Below are 19245 nucleotides of genomic sequence, written 5' to 3'. Positions count from 1 at the left end.
TGGGAACGTAACAATGCCCCCGACCTGCGCCTCCGCCCCCGTACGGAGTAGGCGGAAACCGTCCCGGTGTGCCCATAATCGGCCCCATGCCGCATGTACTGCTCATCGAGGACGACGCGTCCGTACGGGACGGAATGGAGCTCGTGCTGCGCCGTCACGGGTACGGCGTGGACACCGCCGCCACCGGCGAGCAGGCCCTTGCCCTGCTGGCCGGGGAGCGGGGCACGCGGATCGAACTGGTCGTACTGGACCTGATGCTGCCCGGCATGGACGGCTTCGAGGTGTGCCGCCGCATCCGCGCCCGCTCGGCGGCCCTGCCGGTCATCATGCTGACCGCGCGCGGCGACGATTCGGACATCGTGACCGGCCTGGAGGCGGGCGCCGACGACTACGTCGTCAAGCCGGTCACGGCGCCCGTCCTGGAGGCCCGCATCCGGGCCGCCCTGCGGCGCGCGGAGCCGTCCGCACGACAGCGTTCGGACGCCGATCTCGCCGGGCTGGTGATCGACCGCGCCGGGCTGACCGTCACCAAGAACGGAACACCGATCGCTCTGCCGCCCACCGAACTGCGTCTGCTCCTGGAACTGTCGGCCTCCCCCGGCCGGGTCTTCAGCCGCGAGCAGCTCCTCGAATCCGTCTGGGACCACACCTACCTGGGCGACTCCCGGCTGGTGGACGCGGCGGTCGGCCGGCTGCGGGCCAAACTCGAGGACGTACCGGCGAAGCCGCGGTACGTACAGACCGTGCGGGGCTTCGGCTACCGCTTCGGGCCACTGTGAAGCGTACGGACAAAGGCGGGCGCGGCGTCGCCTCGAAGAGGCGCTCCCGGCGGCTCGTCGGCGGGCTGCGCGTCCGGCTCGTCGTCACCTTCGTCGTCGTTGCCCTGATCAGCGCGGTGACCTCGACCGCCCTCGCCTACCGGGAGGCCCGTACCGCCGTCCTCCAGCGCACCCAGAACGCGGCCGTGAACGACTTCCGGGAGCGGGTCGGCGCGGTGGCCGCCGACTTCGACGTACCGCCCGACCAGCGGTCGCTGTCCCGGTTCGCGGCGAAGGTGTCGGAGGGCATCGGCGGGAAGATCGTGGTCGCCCGCTACCAGGACCTCACCGCGGTCTCCGACTCGCTCGCCGAGACGGAGGGCCGGATCACCGTCGAGCTGCGCAGCGCCGTCATGACCGGCGACGACGCCGCGTTCCAGCGGGTGCAGTGGCGGGGCGAGCCCTACCTGGTCGTCGGCACGCCTGTCACGTTCGCCGACGGGGACCACCGCACCTCCGGCCTGGAGGTCTTCGCGATCACCGATCTGCGGGCCGAGCGCGACGACACCGCCGCCCTGCTGGACTCCGTACGGGCGGGCATCGTGCCGGTGGTGCTGCTGGCCGCCGTCCTGGCGCTGCTGGCCGCGGGGACGGTCCTTCGTCCGGTACGGAAGCTGGGGCGGGCCACCCGCGAGCTCGCGGCCGGAGACCTCGGCAGCCGGGTCTCCGTCACCGGGCACGACGAACTCGCCGATCTGGCAAGAACGTTCAACGATACTGCCGACGCGCTCCAGGCTTCCGACGCGGAACTGCGCGTGCAGGAGGCGAAGGCACGCCGCTTCGTGGCGGACGTGTCGCACGAACTGCGCACGCCCCTTGCGGCGATGACGATGGTGGCGACCGTCCTGGAGGAGGACGCCGACCAGCTGCCGCCGGACGCGGCACGGGCGGCCCGTACCGTCGGCGCGGAGACGGCACGGCTGTCCCGGCTGGTCGAGGACCTGATGGAGATCTCCCGCTTCGACGCCAAGGCGGTACGGCTGAACGCGGCCGGGACGGACCTCGCCGACACCGTACGGGCGTCGCTGGCGCTGCGCGGCTGGACGGACCGGGTGCAGACGCACCTCCCTGAGGGTGTACGGGCGGTGGTCGACCGGCGCCGCATCGACGTGATCGTCGCGAACCTGGTGGGCAACGCGCTGCGGCACGGAGCCCCGCCGGTCACCGTGACCCTCGAGACGGCCCACGAGGCGGACGGGGAGTGGGCGACGCTGGAGGTCGCCGACCACGGTCCCGGGCTGCCGCCGGAGGCTCGGGAGCGGGTCTTCGACCGGTTCTACAAGGCGGACGCGGCCCGCACGCGTGGTGCGGCCGACGACAGCGGACAGGGCAGCGGCCTCGGCACGGCGATCGCGCTGGAGAACGCACGGCTGCACGGCGGCACGATCGACGTGGCCGATGGACCTCGGCGCGGCGCGGTGTTCACGCTGCGGCTGCCCCTGCGACGTACAGGAGAGGGCACGGAGTGAAGGTGAGGCAGGGGGTCGTGGTCGCCGCGCTGGGGATCGCTCTCATGGGCTGCGGCGTCCAGCCGACCGGAGTGATAGGCGCGGGCGAGCCCGCGTCCGGTCTGACGCGCGGCATACGGCTGTACTACGCGTCCGCCGGTGGGCTGCGCGGAGTGCCCCTGCTCGACAAGGAGGTCAAGAACCTCGACGCGGTGGTGAAGCTGCTCCTGTCGGGGCCGCCGCCCGCCGAGCAGCGCGACGGGCTCACCTCTCTTGTCCAGCTCCCCGGCTTCTCGGTGACCGGAACGGGCACCCGCGTCACGGTGCACCTCGACGGCCCCTATGCGCAGTCGGGACGCGACCAGGGCACGGGCCAGCTGGTGTGCACGCTGGCGCGCGCCCAGTCCGTACTCGACCCGAAGGTCAGGACCGACGACGTCGAGGTCACCCTGCGGCCGTCCGAAGGCGTCGCGCTGGGCCCCTACCGGTGTGCGGAGTTCCTCAACACGTGAGGCGGGCAGGCGAGTTCGCCCTGCCACGAAAGCGAGCCGGTCCAGGTTCCCGTTGCTCAAGCGGCGCCGGCCGGCGTGCGACCGCTCGTTCAAGTGCGCTTGAGCAAATGCGCTCCGCGCGGGCCCCGTCGCCGTACGCGGCCCCCGCATCGACCCTGATGAGCACATCGGCAGAAGAGGGGGATCGTCAGTGCTGCCCGCCGTCTCCTTTCGCGACCGTTGCGCCGCGATACGGACCGGTCAGTTCCCGAAGGAGCGGGTCCGGGTCCTCGAGGAGAAACAGGTGTCCGCCGTCGGGGACGGAGCGCAGTTCGGCGCCGTCGATCTGCGCGTGCGCCCAACGCGTCACCGCGATGGGGACGTTGCCGTCCGCCTCACCGTGGATGAACACGGTCGGCACCCGGATCGATCCCAGCGACTCGGGCAACGGGCGGGAGTATCCGGCGAGATCCACCATGGCCGCGTCCATGCCCTGGCGCCGGGCCTCGGTGGTGTCCAGCTCCGACAGTTCCTTGAACTCCGGTTCCTTCATGATCAGTCGGTCGGCGAGCGGCCAGGCATCGAGGTGCGGCTCACGGCTTTTCATGCGCTTGAAGATCCCCGTCCCCGCGAGCATCGGCCGGGCGATCACCGGGGCCCAGCGCACCAGCCGGTCCAGCCACTTCACGATCGGGATCCGGCGTGCGTACGCCTGTCGGGGTGCTCCGGGGACGGCGGCGCACGCGAGGATCAGTTTCGTCACCCGCTCGGGGTGTGCCTGGGCGGCGGACAGTGCGTATCCGCCGCCGCCCGAGATCGCCACGAGCGGTGCCCGTTCGTGGCCGAGGTGGTCGAGCAGGGCCAGGAAATCGTCGGTCCAGCGGTGGAAGCCACGGCCGGGCACGGGGTCGGTCTCGCCGTATCCGGGGCGGTCCGGGAAGACCAGGCGCACGCCCGCCTCCGTCGCGGCCTTCCGCAGCGCCATGCCCTCGAAACGGCTGCCGGGGGTCCCGTGGAGCACGATCGCGGGTGGGGCGGCGGGGTCCCCGTACGAGCAGTACGCGATACGGCGCCCGCCGGGGGCCGTCAGGCGGACCGTCTCGGGCAGATCCTGCAAGGAGGAGGTCATCTCTGCTCCTCATGCGACACGGGGGCGGCGGCAGCGGCGATCCCGCCGATGACGAGGTCGAGACCGTAGGCGAACCGGCGGTCGTAGTCGTGGTGGTCGGCGAACACCGACATGGCCCGGCGCTCGGGCGGGAGTCGGAGCTGTTCCGGATCACCACGGCCGAGGCGGATCGCCACGTGGCCGGTGACGAAGTCGTGCAGGGCGCCGTACGCGTACACGGCGGCCTCCTCGTCGAGTCCCGCGGTCTGCAGCGCGGCGACGACCCGGAGCGCGACGTCGTCCGCGCCGGGCCCGACGAGAGAGGCGCGGCGGTGCGCCTCGAGGATGACGGGGTGTCGCATGAGCAGGTCATGGAGCGTGTCCGCGAACAGCCGGACGACGCCGCGCCAGCCTTCCGGCCAGTGCACGGACCGGGTCACCTCACCGACGATCCGGGACACCAGCGCGTGCTGGAGCGCGTCGATGCCGCCCGTCGTGCGGTGGACGGCCATCGGTGACACGCCCAGCCGGTCGGCCACCACGCGGAAGGTCACCGCGTCGAGACCCCGGTCGTCGGCGATCTCGGTCGCCGCGTCCAGGATCGCGTCGAGCGTGACCGCCCGGGGACGGCCGTTCTTCGGAGTGCTTGCCTTCTCGACCACCATGCCGTCACCATATCGATACGCGTAACGAAACAGCAATGGGAGCATCCATGCAGCAGTTGCACGACCTCACGGCTCTCCAACTGGCCACCGCCTACGAGCGCGGAGACACAACTCCCACCGAAGTCGTGGACCATCTGCTGGCCCGGATCGAGGACAGCGACCGGGTGGGTGCGTTCACCACCGTGTCGGCGGACCGGGCCCGCGCCGCCGCGGCCGAGGCCGGACGCACCCTGCGCTCCTCGGGCCGAGCCGAACTGCCGCGCCTGTTCGGCGTACCCACCGCCATCAAGGACCTGGAGGCCACCGCGGGCGTACGCACCACGCTGGGTTCCGCGCTGCTGCGCGACTGGATTCCCGACCACAACGACGAGATCGTCGATGTCATGGCCGACGCCGGGCTGATCAGCCTCGGCAAAACCACCGTTCCCGAGTTCGGGGCCGCCTGCTACACCGAGCCCGAGGTGTCCGCCCCCGCGCGCAGCCCGTTCGACCTCACCCGCAGCGCGGCCGGCAGCAGTGGCGGTGCGGCGGCCGCGGTCGGTGCGCTGCTGGTGCCGATCGCCCAGGGCAGTGACACCGCCGGTTCCGTACGCTCCCCCGCGAGCGCCTGCGGTGTGGTGGGGCTGAAACCGAGCCGTGGGCTCGTCACGGCGGGCCCGAACGGCAACGACGGGATGGGGCTCTCCGTACGGGGGCCGCTCGCCCGCACCGTGCGCGACACCGCGGCGTTCCTCGATGCGCTGACCACCCGTACCGGAGTCGGCACCGTGCATCCGCCCCGCGTCGACAGCTACGAGCGCGCCTGCGACGCACCTGTCCCGCGACTGAGGGTGGCGCTCGCGCAGGGCTCGGTCTCGGGGGCGCCCGTGGACGCCGAGGTCGCCGCCGCCGCCGAACTCACCGCCCGTACGCTGGCCGGGCTCGGCCATGCCGTCTTCGCCCGGGACCAGGCGCCGGACCCCGAGTTCACCGAGGGCTTCCGGGTGATGTTCACCGCGCTGGTCGGGGCCAGGACCATGGCGTTCGACGAGTCGGCCCTGCGTCCGATCGTCCGCCATCTCCGGGCCGGATCGAAGAAGTTCACCTCCGGCGAGCTGGCCGCCTCGATCGGTGTCGTCCAGGCCCGCGCGCGGGCCTGGACGCTCGACTACGCGGACGCCGACATCGTGATCACCCCGACCGTGACGACCCCGCCTACGCTCATCGGCCGGCTCCGCAACGACGCGGATCCGGCGGCGGAGCTGGCTGCGATGACCGCCTTCACGGGCAACACCGTGATCGGGAACGCCACCGGGTTCCCGACCATCAGCCTTCCGCTGGGCTGGAGTTCCCGGGGCCTGCCGCTCGGCGTTTCGCTCACGGCCGGATGGGGCCGCGAGGACCTCCTGCTCGGCGTGTCCGCGGCCCTGGAGGAGGCCCTGCCCTGGGCCCACCGCTACGTCGACCCGGTCGAGGCGCGGACACCCGCGGCGCCTTGAGCACGGATGTGGCCGCGCGGCCACGGAGCCGGGAGGGAGACTACGCCCCGGTGGCTCCGTCGATGGCCTCCCGGAGCAGGTCCGCGTGGCCGTTGTGCCGCGCGTACTCCTCGATCATATGAGTGAGGATGTATCGCAGCGAGAACACCTCGTCGCCGTAACTCCCGGTGATTTCGAGGGAATCGGCAGCCTCCACGGTGGCGCGGGAGCGCGCGCACTCCTCGTGCCAGATCCTGAACGCCTCGTCCGGGTCGGCGGTTTCGACGTCGAACTCGGCGAACTCGCCGGGATCCGGACCGGGCCAGTGCGGCGGCGCGACCTCGTCCTTCAGTACCCGACGGAACCAGGAACGCTCCGCCTCGGCGAGATGGCGGACCAGCCCGAGGAGGGTCAACTCCGAGGCGGGAACAGCCCGTTCCCTCAGCTGTTCGGTGGTGAGCCCGGCGCACTTCATGGCCAGGGTCTCGCGCTGGAACTGGAGGAAGCCGCCCAGTGACGCACGCTCGTCGCCCACCCGCGGAGGAAAGGTTCTCTTGACGTTCTGCATCGAGCCATCATGCCAAGCACGACAGCCGTACGCCCCGGAGATGCGCGAGGCCCTACGGCGCCCCCGCCACGGGGGCGCCCGACGGCTCAGCCGAGGTCCGGGCCCTTGAGGATCTCCTCGATCCGGGCCAGCTCCTCGTCGGCGAACTCCAGATCACGGACCGCCTCGACGCTGTTCTCCAACTGGGCGACGCTGCTCGCCCCGACCACGGCGGACGTGATCCGGCCGCCCCGCAACACCCATGCGAGCGCCATCTGCGCGAGGGACTGCCCGCGCGCGGAAGCCACCTCGTCGAGCGCCCGCAGCCGGTCCACCAGCTCCGGGGTGACCGAATCGGGCGTCAGGAAGGGGCTGCTGCCGGCCGCGCGCGAGCCTTCCGGGATACCGCGCAGATAGCGGTCGGAGAGAATGCCCTGCTCCAGCGGCGAGTAGGCGATGGACCCGGTGCCCAGCTCGTCGAGCGCCGTGAGCAGGCCGTCCTCGACCCAGCGGTCCAGCATCGAGTAGCGCGGCTGGTGGATGAGGAGCGGGGTGCCCAACTCCTTGAGGATCCGGGCGGCCTCCCGGGTCTGCTCCGGCGAGTAGTTGGAGATGCCGACGTAGAGCGCCTTGCCCTGACGTACCGCCGAGTCGAGCGCGCCCATCGTCTCTTCGAGCGGGGTGTCGGGGTCGGGGCGGTGCGAGTAGAAGATGTCGACGTAGTCGAGACCGAGCCGGGTGAGGCTCTGGTCGAGCGACGAGAGCAGATTCTTCCTGGACCCCCACTCCCCGTACGGGCCGTCCCACATCAGATAGCCCGCCTTGGTCGAGATGACGAGCTCGTCCCGGAGCCGGGCGAAGTCCGTCCTCAGTGCGCGACCCATCGCGGTCTCGGCGGCGCCGGGCGGCGGTCCGTAGTTGTTGGCGAGGTCGAAGTGGGTGATGCCGAGATCGAATGCCCGACGCAGGATCTGCCCCTGGGTCTCCGGCGTCCGGTCGCCGCCGAAGTTGTGCCACAGGCCGAGCGAGAGCGCGGGGAGCAGCAGTCCGCTGCGTCCGGTGCGCCGGTAGGGCATGGCTTGGTAGCGGTCGGCGGACGGGAGGTACATGCGGGCTCCACGGAAGAGGGGCGGTTGCGGTGGGCAGGGTCCAGGTTCGCCGACAACGATCCAGCAGTCCAACAGGAGATTCTGCTTGGATTCAGTGCTTATATTTCTCAATCATGGAATTGCGTCAGCTGGAACATTTCGTCGCCGTCGCCGAGGAACAGCACTTCACGCGTGCCGCCGAGCGCCTCGCCGTGTCGCAGTCCGGTCTCTCCGCCTCCGTCCGGGCCCTGGAACAGGAGCTCAGGACACCGCTGTTCAGCCGCACCACGCGCAGCGTGCGGCTGACCGAGGCGGGGCGTGCCCTGCTCGTGGAGGCCGAGCGCACGCTGGCGGGGGCGCGAGCGGCGAGGGACGCCGTCGATGCGGTACGTGGGCTGCTGCGCGGCACGCTGTCGGTGGGCGTCGAGCAGTGCGTGCCCGGGGTGCATCTTCCGCGTCTGCTGGCGGCCTTTCACCGTAAGCATCCGCTCATGGAAATCCGGCTCCGTCAGGAGGGCACCACGAGTCTGATGGACGGGGTGGCCGGCGGGCGGCTCGATGCCGCCTTCGCCGCGACCGTCAGTTCCGCCGAGTGGCGAGGCGAGCTCATCCCGCTGGCGCGTGAGCCCATGGTCGTCCTCTGCGCGCCCGGTCACCGGTTCGCGACGGCGGACCGCGTCGCATGGGGTGAGCTGCCCGGTGAGTCCTTCATCGACTTCCATCCGGACTGGGGTCCGCGGCGGGCGGCGGACGGGGCGTTCACGGAGGCCCGGGTGCGGCGCGCGGTGGGGCTGGAGGTGAATGACGTGCACAGCCTGCTGGAGTTGGTGCACGAGGGGCTGGGGGTCGCGCTGGTGCCGCACCACTTCTCCCGTAAGCCCGAGGCCCGGGGACTGGTGGCGGTGGAACTCGAAGGGCCCCGACAGCCCTACTACGAGAGCGTCGTGGTGCTGCCGGCGGCACGGGCCATGAGCCCGGGCGCACGGGAACTGATGGCGCTGCTCCGGAGTGACGGCGGGCTGTGAGGGCAACGGGGGCGGGGCGGTGCGAACGGTCAGCCGCCCAGCGCCCTCCCGAACGCTCCCGCCTCCTGCGCGACTCCGCTGCAGGTGTCGACGGCCTCGGAGGTGTCCTCGCCGGTGCACTCCTCATCGCGAAAGGTGGCCCACTGGGAGAGCGCGCCGATTCCCTTGCGCCCGGCGAAGGTGCGCAGGGACGCCGCGTCGGCGAGAGTGAACGTCTCCCCGCCCACGTCGTTGACGCCGATCATCACGGTGATGTGCAGCGCCCGCCAGGCCGCGGCGTCCGACAGCCCCAGTACGTCGGTGAGCTGGTCGTGAGTTGCCTCGGCGGCCTGCTGCGCGTAGTCGCTCATGTCCCCGTCGTGGGAGGAGCTGTAGTTCATCGCCATGATGTTCACCGCGGACACGTCGACGTTCCGCTGTGCGGTGTCGCTCAGCAGATCGGTCCCGGTCGCCTCCAGACCGTCCGGCATCACGGGCAGGGTGTACGTCACATCGAGGTCCCGTTCCTTCTGGAGCAGGTGCAGCGCCTGGTCGCGGCGGGTGATCGACGCCTGGTCGGTGAGCGCGTCTCCCTCGATGTCGAAGTCGGCCTTGTCCGCGCCGACCGCGTCGAGCACCTGCGCGTAGGCATCGGCCAGTTCCCGGGCGCTGTCGCAGGCGAGCGCGAGCTCGTTCCCCGCGGCCCCGCCGAAGGAGACCCAAACGTCCGCGCCGGTCGCGGTCAGCGCGGCGATGCGCGAAGTCACCGCCTTGTCGTCGGCCTTGGCGGTGCCACCCCACAGCGGGGTGCAGCGATCGCCGTCGGCGATGACGAAGGCGAGGTTGTACGTGTCGGGGGAACCGGCCGAGTCCGTGTCGGCGGCGGTCGTGGCACTGACGTACGGGGTGTACGCCGTCGAGGCCGTGGAGGAGCCGGGGCGGGCCTCCGGGCCTGCGCCCCGGTCCTGGTTCGCGGCCGTGCCGGTCGCGCAGGCGGAGCAGACGAGCTGGAGTGCGAGCAGTCCGGCGACAACAGAAGTGATTCGCTTCGCAGGGCCGGCCGTGCCACTGGGGGAACGCTTCGGTGACGTACGCATGGTGTTTGCACCTGCTCTCGTGAAGGTTGTCCCGGAACGGCAACGAAGAGGGGCCGGAACACACCGAAAACCTCTCACACGCCCACCCTTCCTCCACGCACAGGAAAATCACGGCCCGGAGCCGGAGAGAAGCGCTTCCGACACCCAAGTAGCAGTCAGGAATGGTTATTTGAGGATGGACGGAGTGCGACGAACCCGAGCGTGAGGGCACCCGGTCTCTCAGCTCGTCAACAGGTTGACCGCGCATCCACAGCATTCGGCCAGCAAAGCCCCAGACTTCGCACATCGCCATTCGTCAGCATGCGCACATGCAATCCGACACCGCCATCGAGAATGATCCGACCCCGCACGGCCGCCGTCGCAAGCACGCCGTCGTGCGCAGGTCCCGTGCCGGGGCAGGAGCCGCACCCCAGGAGGGGCCCGTGTTCGTGGACAGCTCCGGGCGCCGGGCCAGGCTGCTGCGCCGCGCGGGCATCGCACTGGGCGTCGCCTGTGTCGGTTACGCGGCCGTGCTCGGACTCGCCTTCGTGGGAGGTGTCTCCATGTCGCCCTCGCAGCTGCTGCCCTTCGACAGCGCACCCGCGACGCAGGGTGGGCCGGCCGGGAACATGCCTCCGGGCACCGAAGGGGCGCCACCGGGCGACCGGCCCGGCGTCGGGGCGGGCGGGCAGTTGTCACCCGCCGCCTCCCCCTCTGTCTCCGCCACCACCGGTGCGGCCCGATGAGCCGGACCCACGACCGTTCCCCGGCCAGGCGACGGCACGCCACACCGGGCAGGATCGGGCGTGCCGGCCGTCAGGCGGTCCCCGGACCGCGGGTGGTCATCGCGCTTCTGCTGCTGCTCGGCCTCGTCTCCGTGATGCTGCTCGACGGCTATCTGCGGGCCGAAGTCGGCAACGACCAGCGGGTCCGCTCCGACGCGAGCGCGAGCCAGGTTCCGAACAGCGTCCTCGACGGCGGCCCCTTCCTCAGCTTCGAGGGTGGCACCGCGCACACTCGATCGGTGCCGGACAAGACGATCGTGCTCACCTTCGACGACGGCCCCGACCCCGAGTGGACCGAGCAGGTGCTCGACATCCTGGACGACAACGATGTGCCGGGCACATTCTTCCTGGTCGGCTCGATGATCTCGCGCTACCCGGATGTCGTGCGCCGGATGGTCAACGACGGCAACGAGGTGGGCGTCCACACGTTCACGCACGTCGACCTCTCGTACCAGAGCTCCTCCCGCATCACCCGCGAGATCGCCCAGACGCAGCTTGCCCTGGCGGGCGCCGCGGGCATCACGACGACGCTGTTCCGCGCCCCGTACTCCTCGACCAACGACGCCATCGACAACTACAGCTGGCCCGTCTACAAGAAGCTCGGCGCCATGGGCTACACCAGCGTCTTCGTCGACACCGACAGCGAGGACTGGCAGCGGCCAGGCGTCGGCAAGATCGTCAAGTGGGCCACTCCGAAGGACGGAAAGGGCGCTTCGGTGCTCTTCCACGACGCGGGCGGCAATCGGGCCCAGACACTCAAGGCGCTGCCGCAGTACATCAAGAAGATGAAGGCGAAGGGCTACACCTTCACCACGGTCAGCGGCGCGCAGGCCGCACAGGTCACACGGAGCACGCGGAGCACCCAGAGCACACAAGGCATACCCGGCGCACACGCTTCCCCCGGCAATGCCCTGCAGAACAACCCCGACCAGGCCGCACACCGGACCGCCGACACCGCCACCCGCTGGGAGGGCCGTGCCCTCCTCGCCGCGGTGGCCGTCGCGGAGTGGACCGTGCCCGGCCTGGCCGCCGCGCTGGTGGTGGTCGGAATCGCCATGATGGGCAGGTTCGGCACCATGCTCCTCCTCGCCCGGCGTCACTACCGCCGGCGCAACAGAGGCCGGTTCACCTGGGGGCCCGCGGTCACCGTCCCGGTGAGCGTGATCGTCCCCGCGTACAACGAGAAGGAGTGCATCGCCAATACGCTCAACTCGCTGGCGGCGAGCACCCATCCGATCGAGATCATCGTCGTCGACGACGGATCGACCGACGAGACCGCCGAGATCGCCGAGTCGCTGGGGCTGCCCAATGTCCGGGTCGTCCGCCAGGAGAACGCGGGCAAGTCGGCGGCGCTCAACAACGGTGTGCGGCAGGCGCGTTGCGACATCGTCGTCATGATGGACGGCGACACCGTGTTCGAACCCGACACCGTACGCCGGCTCGTGCAGCCGTTCGGTGACCCGGAGGTCGGCGCGGTGGCCGGAAACGCCAAGGTCGGCAACCGCGACACCCTGATCGGCGCCTGGCAGCACATCGAGTACGTGATGGGCTTCAACCTCGACCGCCGGATGTACGACCTGCTGCGCTGCATGCCCACCATCCCGGGCGCGATCGGTGCGTTCCGTCGCGAGGCCGTACTGGCCGTCGGCGGGATGAGCGAGGACACGCTCGCCGAGGACACCGACATCACGATCTCCCTGCACCGGGCCGGATGGCGGGTCGTGTATGCCGAGCACGCACATGCCTGGACCGAGGCGCCCGCGTCGCTGGGGCAGCTGTGGCGGCAGCGCTATCGCTGGAGCTACGGCACGATGCAGGCGCTCTGGAAGCACCGCGGATCGGTCACGGACCGGGGACCCTCAGGTCGCTTCGGCCGGATCGGCATGCCGCTGGTCGTCCTCTTCCAGATCGTCACACCCGTCTTCGCACCGCTGATCGATGTGTTCACGGTCTACGCGATGATCTTTGTGGACCTGAGGGCGTCCCTGCTGGCCTGGCTGGCCGTACTGGTGGTCCAACTGGTCTGTGCGGCCTACGCGTTCCGCCTCGACGGTGAGAAGTACCGCTACCTGCTGATGCTCCCGCTGCAGCAACTGGCCTACCGGCAGCTGATGTATCTGGTGCTGATCCACTCGTGTGTCACCGCCGCGACCGGTGGCCGGCTGCGCTGGCAGAAGCTGAAGCGCACCGGCGAGGTCGGTACGCCCATGCCCGGCACGGAGGTGCGCTGATGGCGGGCGCACACCGCAGGAGGGCACCGCGCCCGTCGCCGCGCACGAAGGAACGGGGGGCGCTCGTCGTCATCGGTGCGCCGGAACCCGCACCGTCCGAGCCCTCGGGCGCCGCTGCCCGAAGCGGGGGCCGTGACCGCTATTTCGACGCGCTGCGGGCCTTCGCCCTGGTGCGCGTGGTGACCTATCACACCTTCGAATGGCCATGGCTGGGGCTGGTCTTCCCCTCGATGGGTGTGATGTTCGCGCTCGCCGGATCACTCATGGCGCGTTCCCTGGAGCGCCCCGCCGGGCAGGTGATCCGCGGCCGGCTGCGCAGGCTGCTGATCCCGCTGTGGGCATTCGCCCTGGTGCTCGGCGTGGCGATGCTGCTGCACGGCTGGCTGCCCGGCGCCGACGTTCTGTACTGGGTGCTGCCGGTGGGCGACCCACCCGGCAACGCATGGGGCGAACAGGCGTGGGCGGTGCTCTGGTATCTGCGCACCTACCTGTGGTTCGTCCTGCTGTCGCCCCTCCTGCTGCGTGGCTTCCGGATCGCCCCGCTCCCCGTCCTCGCTCTGTCGCTCGTCCCCGTCCTGCTCCTGACGACGGTGTGGAGCGTGCCGGACGGACGTCTGGGCAGTGCGCTCAGCGATCTGTCGGTCTTCCTGTTCTGCTGGCTGCTGGGCTTCGCACACCGGGAGGGTGTCCTCGACCGGCTGCGCCCCGCCGTCGTCGTGGCCTCGGCGCCCGTTCTGATGGCGGCGGGCGGCTGGTGGGCCTTCCACCACCGGATCGACGGTTCCTACGACCTCGACGACATCCCGCTCGCCCAGGCACTGTGGTCCGCGGGATTCGTCCTGCTGCTTCTGCGCTTCCGGCCGGACTTCGGATGGCCGGCCCGCCATGCCGTGGCGGACCGGATCGTGAAGGTCTTCAACGCCCGTGCCGTGACCGTCTATCTGTGGCACGAGGTCGCGCTGATGGTGAGCGTGCCGCTGATCGACCTGATGTGGAATGTGCCGGCCCTCGAACGGGATCTTCCGCTGGACAGCACGTGGTTCCAGTTCGCCGTCGCCTGGGTGCTGATCGCCGCGGCGGTGGCGCTGTTCGGCTGGGTCGAGGACCTCGCGGCGAAGCGGGGGCCACGGCTGCTGCCGTGACCTCCCGCCCGCCGCTCCCTGTGCTGCCGGCGGACGATGTCAGCCGACGGCGGCGGACGCGGCCAGCACGAACCAGCGTGCGGGCAGGTCGATACGGGTTCCGTCGGGCAGATACTCGGTCTGGGCCAGGGCGGTCTCACCGCCGGCCAGCGTGGTCAGTCCGGCCGCCCGCAGCAGCTGAGGCACCTCCTCCTCCGTGGCACTGGCCGGCTTGAGACCGTGGTCCAGGACCCGGCGCAGCTTCTCGGGCGGGCCGTCCGGCCCCTGCGCCACCTGCTGGAGCACATCTTTGGAGGCCGGGGTCAGCTCGGCGACGAACGCCCGGCCCCGCTCCCCCACCATCGTCGCAACCGCCGCGGCAACGGAGGGCCTGGCCTCGGCCTCGCTCTGGTGGATCACCGCACGCATATAGACATTGGTGTCACCGATCCGCTCGTGCAGGGCCGCCACGGCCTCCGCGTCGACGAGGTCGAGCTGGGCGAACTCGGCGACGCGGTCCGGGTCCGCGCGGCGTGCGTGCGCGATCGCCGCGTGCGAGAGGTCCACACCGATCGCGCGGGGGAAACGGGTGGCGAGATAGCGGGTCTGGGTGCCGTTCCCGCAGCCGAGGTCGACGACGGGCAGCGAGGCGTCCGCGTACGGCAGGAGCAACTCGCTGTGGGGTACGGAGCTGAGGGAGGGGTCGGCGTCCCAGATCGCCTCACCGGGCGCGTCCGAGGTGGCGGACCAGAAGCCCTCCCATGCCTCGCGGTAACGCTGTGACACGTCCATACGCACTCCCGGGTCCGCTTTTCCTGAGGCATGTCGCTCAGGTACGGACTACCGCCCCGGGGCGGCCGCGGCAAGACCGCACCCGGCAATCACCGCCCGTGGCGCCATCCATCACCAGGTGTGCGACCGGGGGCGCGGGATGCGGCTGAGCGCCTGTTCGAACCGGACGGTCTTGCCGTGTGCCGTGGTGCTGCTGCCCCATGCGCGGGGCCCCGGGGTGGTGCGCCCGGCGCACCCGGCCACGCACGGCCCGGCGCCGTTGCGGTGCCGGGCCGGCCGGTGAAGCCACCGGCCGGCCCCCTCCTCGCAACGGTCAGTCCTCGTGGCCCAGTTGGAGGTCGCGTTCGGTCCGTCCGCCACCCGCGACCTGGAGAACGGTGGCCACCGGCGGATACCCGGCCGCGATCACCGTGTACTCGCCGGTGGACAGGTCCACGAACCGGAAGGCGCCGTCGGGCCCGGTGGTGAGCGTGTCGACCACATTGCCCGCCGCGTCCAGGAGCGTGACCCGGGCGTCCTCGACGGGCCGGCCGCCGCTGGCCCGTACGACGCCGCGCAGCACCGCTCCGCCGGCGAGTTCGATGTCCTGCCGGGTCTCCCTGGCCGCCTGCACGCTCACCGGCAGCGCGGCGGGCCGGAAGGCAGGAGCGCTGGCGGCGAGGGTGTACTCGCCGGCCACCAACTCCGTGATCACATAGCCGCCTTCGCGGCCGCTGCGGGTGGACGCGACCACTTCGCCGCGTACATCGGTGAGGGTGACGGCGGCGTCGCGCACCGGAATGCCGTCGGCGGTGACGACGGTCCCGGCAAGGCGCCCCGCACCGCCGAGCACCACATCGAGCTCGACGGGCCGTTCGCCCACGGTGACACTGACGGCCTGCGGCTGGTGGCCGCCGGCCGCGGCGATGAGGACGTAACTGCCGGCGCCGGGCACGCTCAGCGCGTACCGCCCGTCGTCCCCGCTCGCGCCCCGTCCGACCTGCTGTCCCTGGACGTCGATGAGGGTGAGGGCGGCGCGCGGGACCTTCGTACCGTCGGGGTGCTGGACGCTGCCGCACACCGGCACACCCGACAGATAGACGGGCGGTGGCGGAGCGGCAGCGGTGGTGCGTGCGGCGGGGATCGGTGCGGACTCGGCGGCGCTTTCGGGGCTGTGATGGGACACCAGCGGTTTCTCCTTGAGGAAGAAGGCGAAGAACAGGCCGAGCGCGAGCACCGGCACGAGGTAGAGGAAGATTCGCGGCATCGCGTCGGCGTATGCCTGGATGTAACTGTCGCGCAGCGCGGGCTCCATGGCATGGACCAGCTGCGGGGTGATCGACTCGGGGTCCGGGAGGTCGGCGCCGGACGGCAGACGGACGGCGAGCGCGTCCGCGAGGCGGCCCGCGAAGAGCGTCCCGAAGACGGCGGCGCCGACGCTGCCGCCGATCTGCCGGAAGTAGTTGTTGGCACTGGTGGCGGCGCCGAGGTCGGCGGGCTCCACGGAGTTCTGCACGGCGAGCACGAGTACCGGCATGACCAGGCCGATCCCGATGCCGAGCACGGCCTGCGCGATGCTGTATTCGAACCGCGGGGTGTCGGTTTCGAGCCGGGAAAGCAGCCACATGCCGACCACCGAGACGGCACCGCCGAGAATCGGATGGACGCGGTAGCGGCCTGTGCGGGAGATCAGCTGACCGGAGATGACGGAAGCGCCGACGATGCCGCCCATCATCGGGAGCATCAGCAACCCGGATTCGGTGGCCGTGGCGCCGTCGACCATCTGCAGGAACGTCGGCAGATAGCTGGCGGCGCCGAACAGCGCGACCCCGACGACCGCGCCGACGAGCGCGGTGACATTGAAGATCGAGTCACGGAACAGCCGCAGCGGAATGATCGGTTCGGCTGCCCGGTGCTCGACGACGATGAACAGCAGGGCCGTTCCGGCGGCTCCGGCGGCCAGCCCCAGAATGGTGCGCGATCCCCAGGCGTACTCCGTACCGCCCCAGCTGGTCAGGAGCACCAGGCAGGTGGAGGCGGCCGCGAGCAGCAGCGCACCGAGGATGTCGAGGCGGGGCCGGACGGTGGGCCTGGGGAGTTTCAGTACGACGGTGATGACGGCGAGGGTGATCAGGCCGAACGGGACGTTGATGTAGAAGCACCAGCGCCAGGAGGCATGGTCGGTGAAGAAGCCGCCGAGCAGCGGACCCGCGACGGAGGCGAGGCCGAAGGCTGCGCCGATGAGCCCCATGAACCGGCCGCGTTCCCGGGGCGGTACGACATCCGCGATGATCGCCTGGACACCGATCATGAGCCCGCCGCCGCCGATGCCCTGGACGGCACGGAAGGCGATCAGTTCGTCCATGGTGCGGGACCAGCCGGCCAGCGCGGAGCCGATGACGAAGACGACGATGGCGAACTGGAAGACGCCCTTGCGACCGAAGAGGTCGCCGAGCTTTCCGTAGATCGGCAGCCCGATGGTGGAGGCGAGGAGGTACGCGGTGACGGCCCAGGACATCTTCTCCAGGCCGTGCAGCTCGCCGACGATCTTCGGCAGTGCGGTGGCGACGATCATCTGGTCGAGCGCCGCGAGCAGCAGCGTGAGCATCAGACCGAGGAAGACCAGCCGGATGTGGCGGGAGGTGGTCTCCGGTACGGCGGAAGGCGCGATGACCGCGACTTCTTCCGCCTCCGGCGTCCTTTTCGCGGCAGGGGGCGGCGTGTTCGCCGCCTCGGCGGCCCCCGTGCCGCTCGGCTCGTCCTCCAACAGAGTGATCCCACCCACCACGTGCCGCTCCCCTCGTCGCATCTGCGCCGCCCATTTCTTGCATTGCGCGACAAGGGAGGGCAAACGCGGCGGGGGGCGCTGACGGCGCACTCGGGGGGCTTAGCCCCCGGTGAGGGCCACTACGGCGCACAACCGACGGGCCAAGAAAACCACCCGAACCGGTGAGGCCGGTCAAGAGAGGCCGGAGTTACTTCTCGACCTCGGCGGCAAGGTTCTGCAGCAGCTCGTCGTAGATCCGCCCGAGCCCCTTGGGCGCAAAGGTCTTCTCGAAGAATCCACCGATGCCGCCCGCGCCGTTCCAGACGGTCGACACGACCGCCTTCGACTTGCCCTCACCGGCCGGAGTGACGGTCCAGGTGGTGACCATCGAGGAGTTGCGGTCCTTCTCCACGAGCCGGCCCTCGGTGGGCTCGGTGACCTCCAGCAGACAGTCGCGCACCCGCTTGCTGGTGGCCTGGAGCTTCCAGTGGACGAGGGTGCCCTCGCCGTCACCGCCCTCACGCACCTCGTACTCGCTGAAGTGTCCGGGCAGCACCTTGCCCCGGACTTCTTTGTAGTCGGCCAGCGCGTCGAACACCGTCTCCGCGTCCGCCGCGATGACTCGCTCCGTCGTTGCCTCGACCTGCGCCATGGCTGTTCCTCCAGCACTCGGTTGTTCGGGGGTGTGCTGAGCCAACCACCTCCGGGACGCCGCTCAAAATCCGGGCCGGGACGAAGGGGAGAAAACGATCAAGGGAACAAGTGTTCTATTCTCTGTCCAGTGCTACCGAGGAGGCGTCCATGCGCTGGGACAATCTGGCCGACAACCCCACCGGTCCCACCCACACCGGAGCCCGCGCGCTCTTCACCGCCGACTCGGTGACCACGCGCACCTTTGACACCCCCGAATTCCGAGGGATCACCTTCCACGAGGTCCGGGCCCGCTCGATCGTGAACCGGGTGCCGGGCGCGTCGCGGATGCCGTTCGAGTGGACCGTCAATCCGTACCGAGGCTGTACGCACGCCTGCGTGTACTGCTTCGCCCGCAAGACCCACAGCTATCTGGACCTCGACACCGGAATCGGCTTCGACTCCCAGATCGTCGTCAAGATCAACGCCCCGGAGCTGCTGCGCAGCCTGCTGTCGTCCAGCCGCTGGCACGGCGCGCACATCGCGATGGGGACCAACGTCGACTGTTATCAGCGCGCCGAGGGCCGCTACCGGTTGATGCCCGGCATCATCACGGCCCTGCGCGATCACGCGAACCCGTTCTCGATCCTGACCAAGGGAACTCTGATCCTGCGCGATCTGGAGCTGCTGCGGCAGGCGGCCGAGGTCACCGATGTCGGGATCTCCGTCTCCGTGGGCTTCGTCGACGACGGGCTGTGGCGCACCGTGGAGCCCGGCACACCCTCCCCCGAGCGCCGCCTCGACGCCGTCCGCACGCTGAGCGAGCACGGCATCGACTGCGGCGTGCTGATGGCACCCGTCATCCCGTTCCTCGGCGACCACCCGGACCAGTTGCGCGCCACGGTCCGGGCGATCGCCGCGTCCGGGGCGACCTCGGTGACCCCGCTCGTCCTGCATCTGCGGCCCGGCGCCCGGGAGTGGTACATGCGGTGGCTCGGGCAGCGCCACCCCCACCTGGTACGGCGCTACGAGCGGCTGTACGCCGAGGGGGCCTATGCGCCCAAGTGGTACCAGCGGCGCATCACGCGGTACGTCCACGAACTGGCGACCGAGTTCGGCATCGGCCCCTCGCACCGCGGCTCGGCCCGCCGGCTCCCCGCGCGCCAGGAGCGGCGGTCACCGCTCGACGGCTCCGGGCCCACCCAGCTGACCCTGCTCTGACCCGGCGGATACGCCAA

General features: G+C 70.7%; 17 protein-coding genes. 9 read left to right on the top strand and 8 right to left on the bottom strand.

What is annotated here, in order from left to right; genetic code table 11:
* Window positions 1–86 precede the first annotated feature (86 nt).
* From GA0115254_RS09750 to GA0115254_RS09740, 3 genes are read left to right on the top strand one after another with little or no spacing between them, the layout of a single operon-like run.
* Window positions 87–779 carry a response regulator transcription factor gene (locus tag GA0115254_RS09750; RefSeq protein ID WP_093894871.1) on the top strand — a complete coding sequence of 231 codons (693 nt, stop codon included), beginning with the start codon at window positions 87–89 and terminating at the stop codon, window positions 777–779.
* Window positions 776–2287: a sensor histidine kinase gene (locus tag GA0115254_RS09745; protein ID WP_256102475.1), complete on the top strand. Its 1512-nt coding sequence runs from the start codon at window positions 776–778 to the stop codon at window positions 2285–2287. Before GA0115254_RS09750 ends, GA0115254_RS09745 begins: the two co-directional genes overlap by 4 nt.
* Window positions 2284–2778, top strand: a complete 495-nt coding sequence (locus GA0115254_RS09740; protein WP_093894870.1) for a GerMN domain-containing protein — start codon at window positions 2284–2286, stop codon at window positions 2776–2778. The genes GA0115254_RS09745 and GA0115254_RS09740 overlap by 4 nt, the downstream gene beginning before the upstream one ends.
* Window positions 2779–2965: 187 nt before the next feature.
* On the opposite strand, the gene GA0115254_RS09735 is transcribed toward GA0115254_RS09740, so the two are convergent.
* Both GA0115254_RS09735 and GA0115254_RS09730 read right to left on the bottom strand, forming a co-directional pair.
* On the bottom strand, window positions 2966–3886 hold the full coding sequence (locus GA0115254_RS09735) for an alpha/beta fold hydrolase (RefSeq protein WP_093894869.1): 921 nt from the start codon (window positions 3884–3886) through the stop codon (window positions 2966–2968).
* Window positions 3883–4530: a TetR/AcrR family transcriptional regulator gene (locus GA0115254_RS09730; RefSeq protein ID WP_107451315.1), complete on the bottom strand. Its 648-nt coding sequence runs from the start codon at window positions 4528–4530 to the stop codon at window positions 3883–3885. Before GA0115254_RS09730 ends, GA0115254_RS09735 begins: the two co-directional genes overlap by 4 nt.
* Window positions 4531–4577: 47 nt before the next feature.
* On the opposite strand from GA0115254_RS09730, the gene GA0115254_RS09725 reads away from it, so the two are divergent.
* On the top strand, window positions 4578–6008 hold the full coding sequence (locus GA0115254_RS09725; RefSeq protein ID WP_093894903.1) for an amidase: 1431 nt from the start codon (window positions 4578–4580) through the stop codon (window positions 6006–6008).
* A gap of 40 nt (window positions 6009–6048) precedes the next feature.
* On the opposite strand, the gene GA0115254_RS09720 is transcribed toward GA0115254_RS09725, so the two are convergent.
* Both GA0115254_RS09720 and GA0115254_RS09715 read right to left on the bottom strand, forming a co-directional pair.
* Window positions 6049–6555, bottom strand: coding sequence for a DinB family protein (locus tag GA0115254_RS09720; RefSeq protein WP_093894868.1), 507 nt, complete (start codon window positions 6553–6555; stop codon window positions 6049–6051).
* 86 nt (window positions 6556–6641) lie between these two features.
* Entirely contained in the window at window positions 6642–7643 is a 1002-nt protein-coding gene (locus tag GA0115254_RS09715; protein ID WP_093894867.1) for an aldo/keto reductase, read from the bottom strand.
* A 113-nt stretch (window positions 7644–7756) separates the two neighbouring features.
* Here GA0115254_RS09715 and GA0115254_RS09710 point away from each other — a divergent pair, with 113 nt between their 5' ends.
* The gene (locus tag GA0115254_RS09710) at window positions 7757–8647 is read left to right on the top strand and encodes a LysR family transcriptional regulator (protein WP_093894866.1); all 891 of its coding nucleotides are present in this window, start codon (window positions 7757–7759) and stop codon (window positions 8645–8647) included.
* Between the two features lie 29 nt (window positions 8648–8676).
* On the opposite strand, the gene GA0115254_RS09705 is transcribed toward GA0115254_RS09710, so the two are convergent.
* Window positions 8677–9723 (bottom strand): chitinase, encoded by a 1047-nt coding sequence (locus GA0115254_RS09705; RefSeq protein WP_093894865.1) that lies wholly within the window; start codon window positions 9721–9723, stop codon window positions 8677–8679.
* A 308-nt stretch (window positions 9724–10031) separates the two neighbouring features.
* On the opposite strand from GA0115254_RS09705, the gene GA0115254_RS09700 reads away from it, so the two are divergent.
* Genes GA0115254_RS09700 through GA0115254_RS09690 form a run of 3 tightly spaced genes read left to right on the top strand, consistent with a single transcriptional unit; the run spans window position 10032 to window position 13860 of the window.
* Window positions 10032–10448, top strand: coding sequence for a hypothetical protein (locus GA0115254_RS09700; RefSeq protein WP_256102474.1), 417 nt, complete (start codon window positions 10032–10034; stop codon window positions 10446–10448).
* Window positions 10445–12718, top strand: coding sequence for a bifunctional polysaccharide deacetylase/glycosyltransferase family 2 protein (locus GA0115254_RS09695; protein ID WP_093894864.1), 2274 nt, complete (start codon window positions 10445–10447; stop codon window positions 12716–12718). The genes GA0115254_RS09700 and GA0115254_RS09695 overlap by 4 nt, the downstream gene beginning before the upstream one ends.
* Window positions 12718–13860: an acyltransferase family protein gene (locus GA0115254_RS09690; RefSeq protein ID WP_093894863.1), complete on the top strand. Its 1143-nt coding sequence runs from the start codon at window positions 12718–12720 to the stop codon at window positions 13858–13860. Before GA0115254_RS09695 ends, GA0115254_RS09690 begins: the two co-directional genes overlap by 1 nt.
* A 39-nt stretch (window positions 13861–13899) precedes the next feature.
* Here GA0115254_RS09690 and GA0115254_RS09685 read toward each other — a convergent pair whose 3' ends face one another.
* The 3 genes from GA0115254_RS09685 to GA0115254_RS09675 form a co-directional block, all read right to left on the bottom strand.
* On the bottom strand, window positions 13900–14631 hold the full coding sequence (locus tag GA0115254_RS09685; protein ID WP_093894862.1) for a class I SAM-dependent methyltransferase: 732 nt from the start codon (window positions 14629–14631) through the stop codon (window positions 13900–13902).
* Window positions 14632–14944: 313 nt separating this feature from the next.
* Window positions 14945–17398, bottom strand: a complete 2454-nt coding sequence (locus GA0115254_RS09680; RefSeq protein ID WP_093894861.1) for an MFS transporter — start codon at window positions 17396–17398, stop codon at window positions 14945–14947.
* A 187-nt stretch (window positions 17399–17585) separates the two neighbouring features.
* Window positions 17586–18029, bottom strand: coding sequence for an SRPBCC family protein (locus GA0115254_RS09675; RefSeq protein ID WP_093894860.1), 444 nt, complete (start codon window positions 18027–18029; stop codon window positions 17586–17588).
* Window positions 18030–18178: 149 nt separating this feature from the next.
* Between GA0115254_RS09675 and GA0115254_RS09670 the strand changes: the two genes are divergently transcribed.
* Complete coding sequence (locus tag GA0115254_RS09670) at window positions 18179–19228, top strand: Rv2578c family radical SAM protein (protein WP_093894859.1); 1050 nt, start codon at window positions 18179–18181, stop codon at window positions 19226–19228.
* Window positions 19229–19245: the final 17 nt, after the last annotated feature.

The organism is Streptomyces sp. Ncost-T10-10d (assembly GCF_900091955.1).
Classification (GTDB): Bacteria; Actinomycetota; Actinomycetes; order Streptomycetales; family Streptomycetaceae; genus Streptomyces.
The sequence above is the reverse complement of the archived record's forward strand: the minus strand, read 5'-3'. Positions and strand labels throughout refer to the sequence as shown.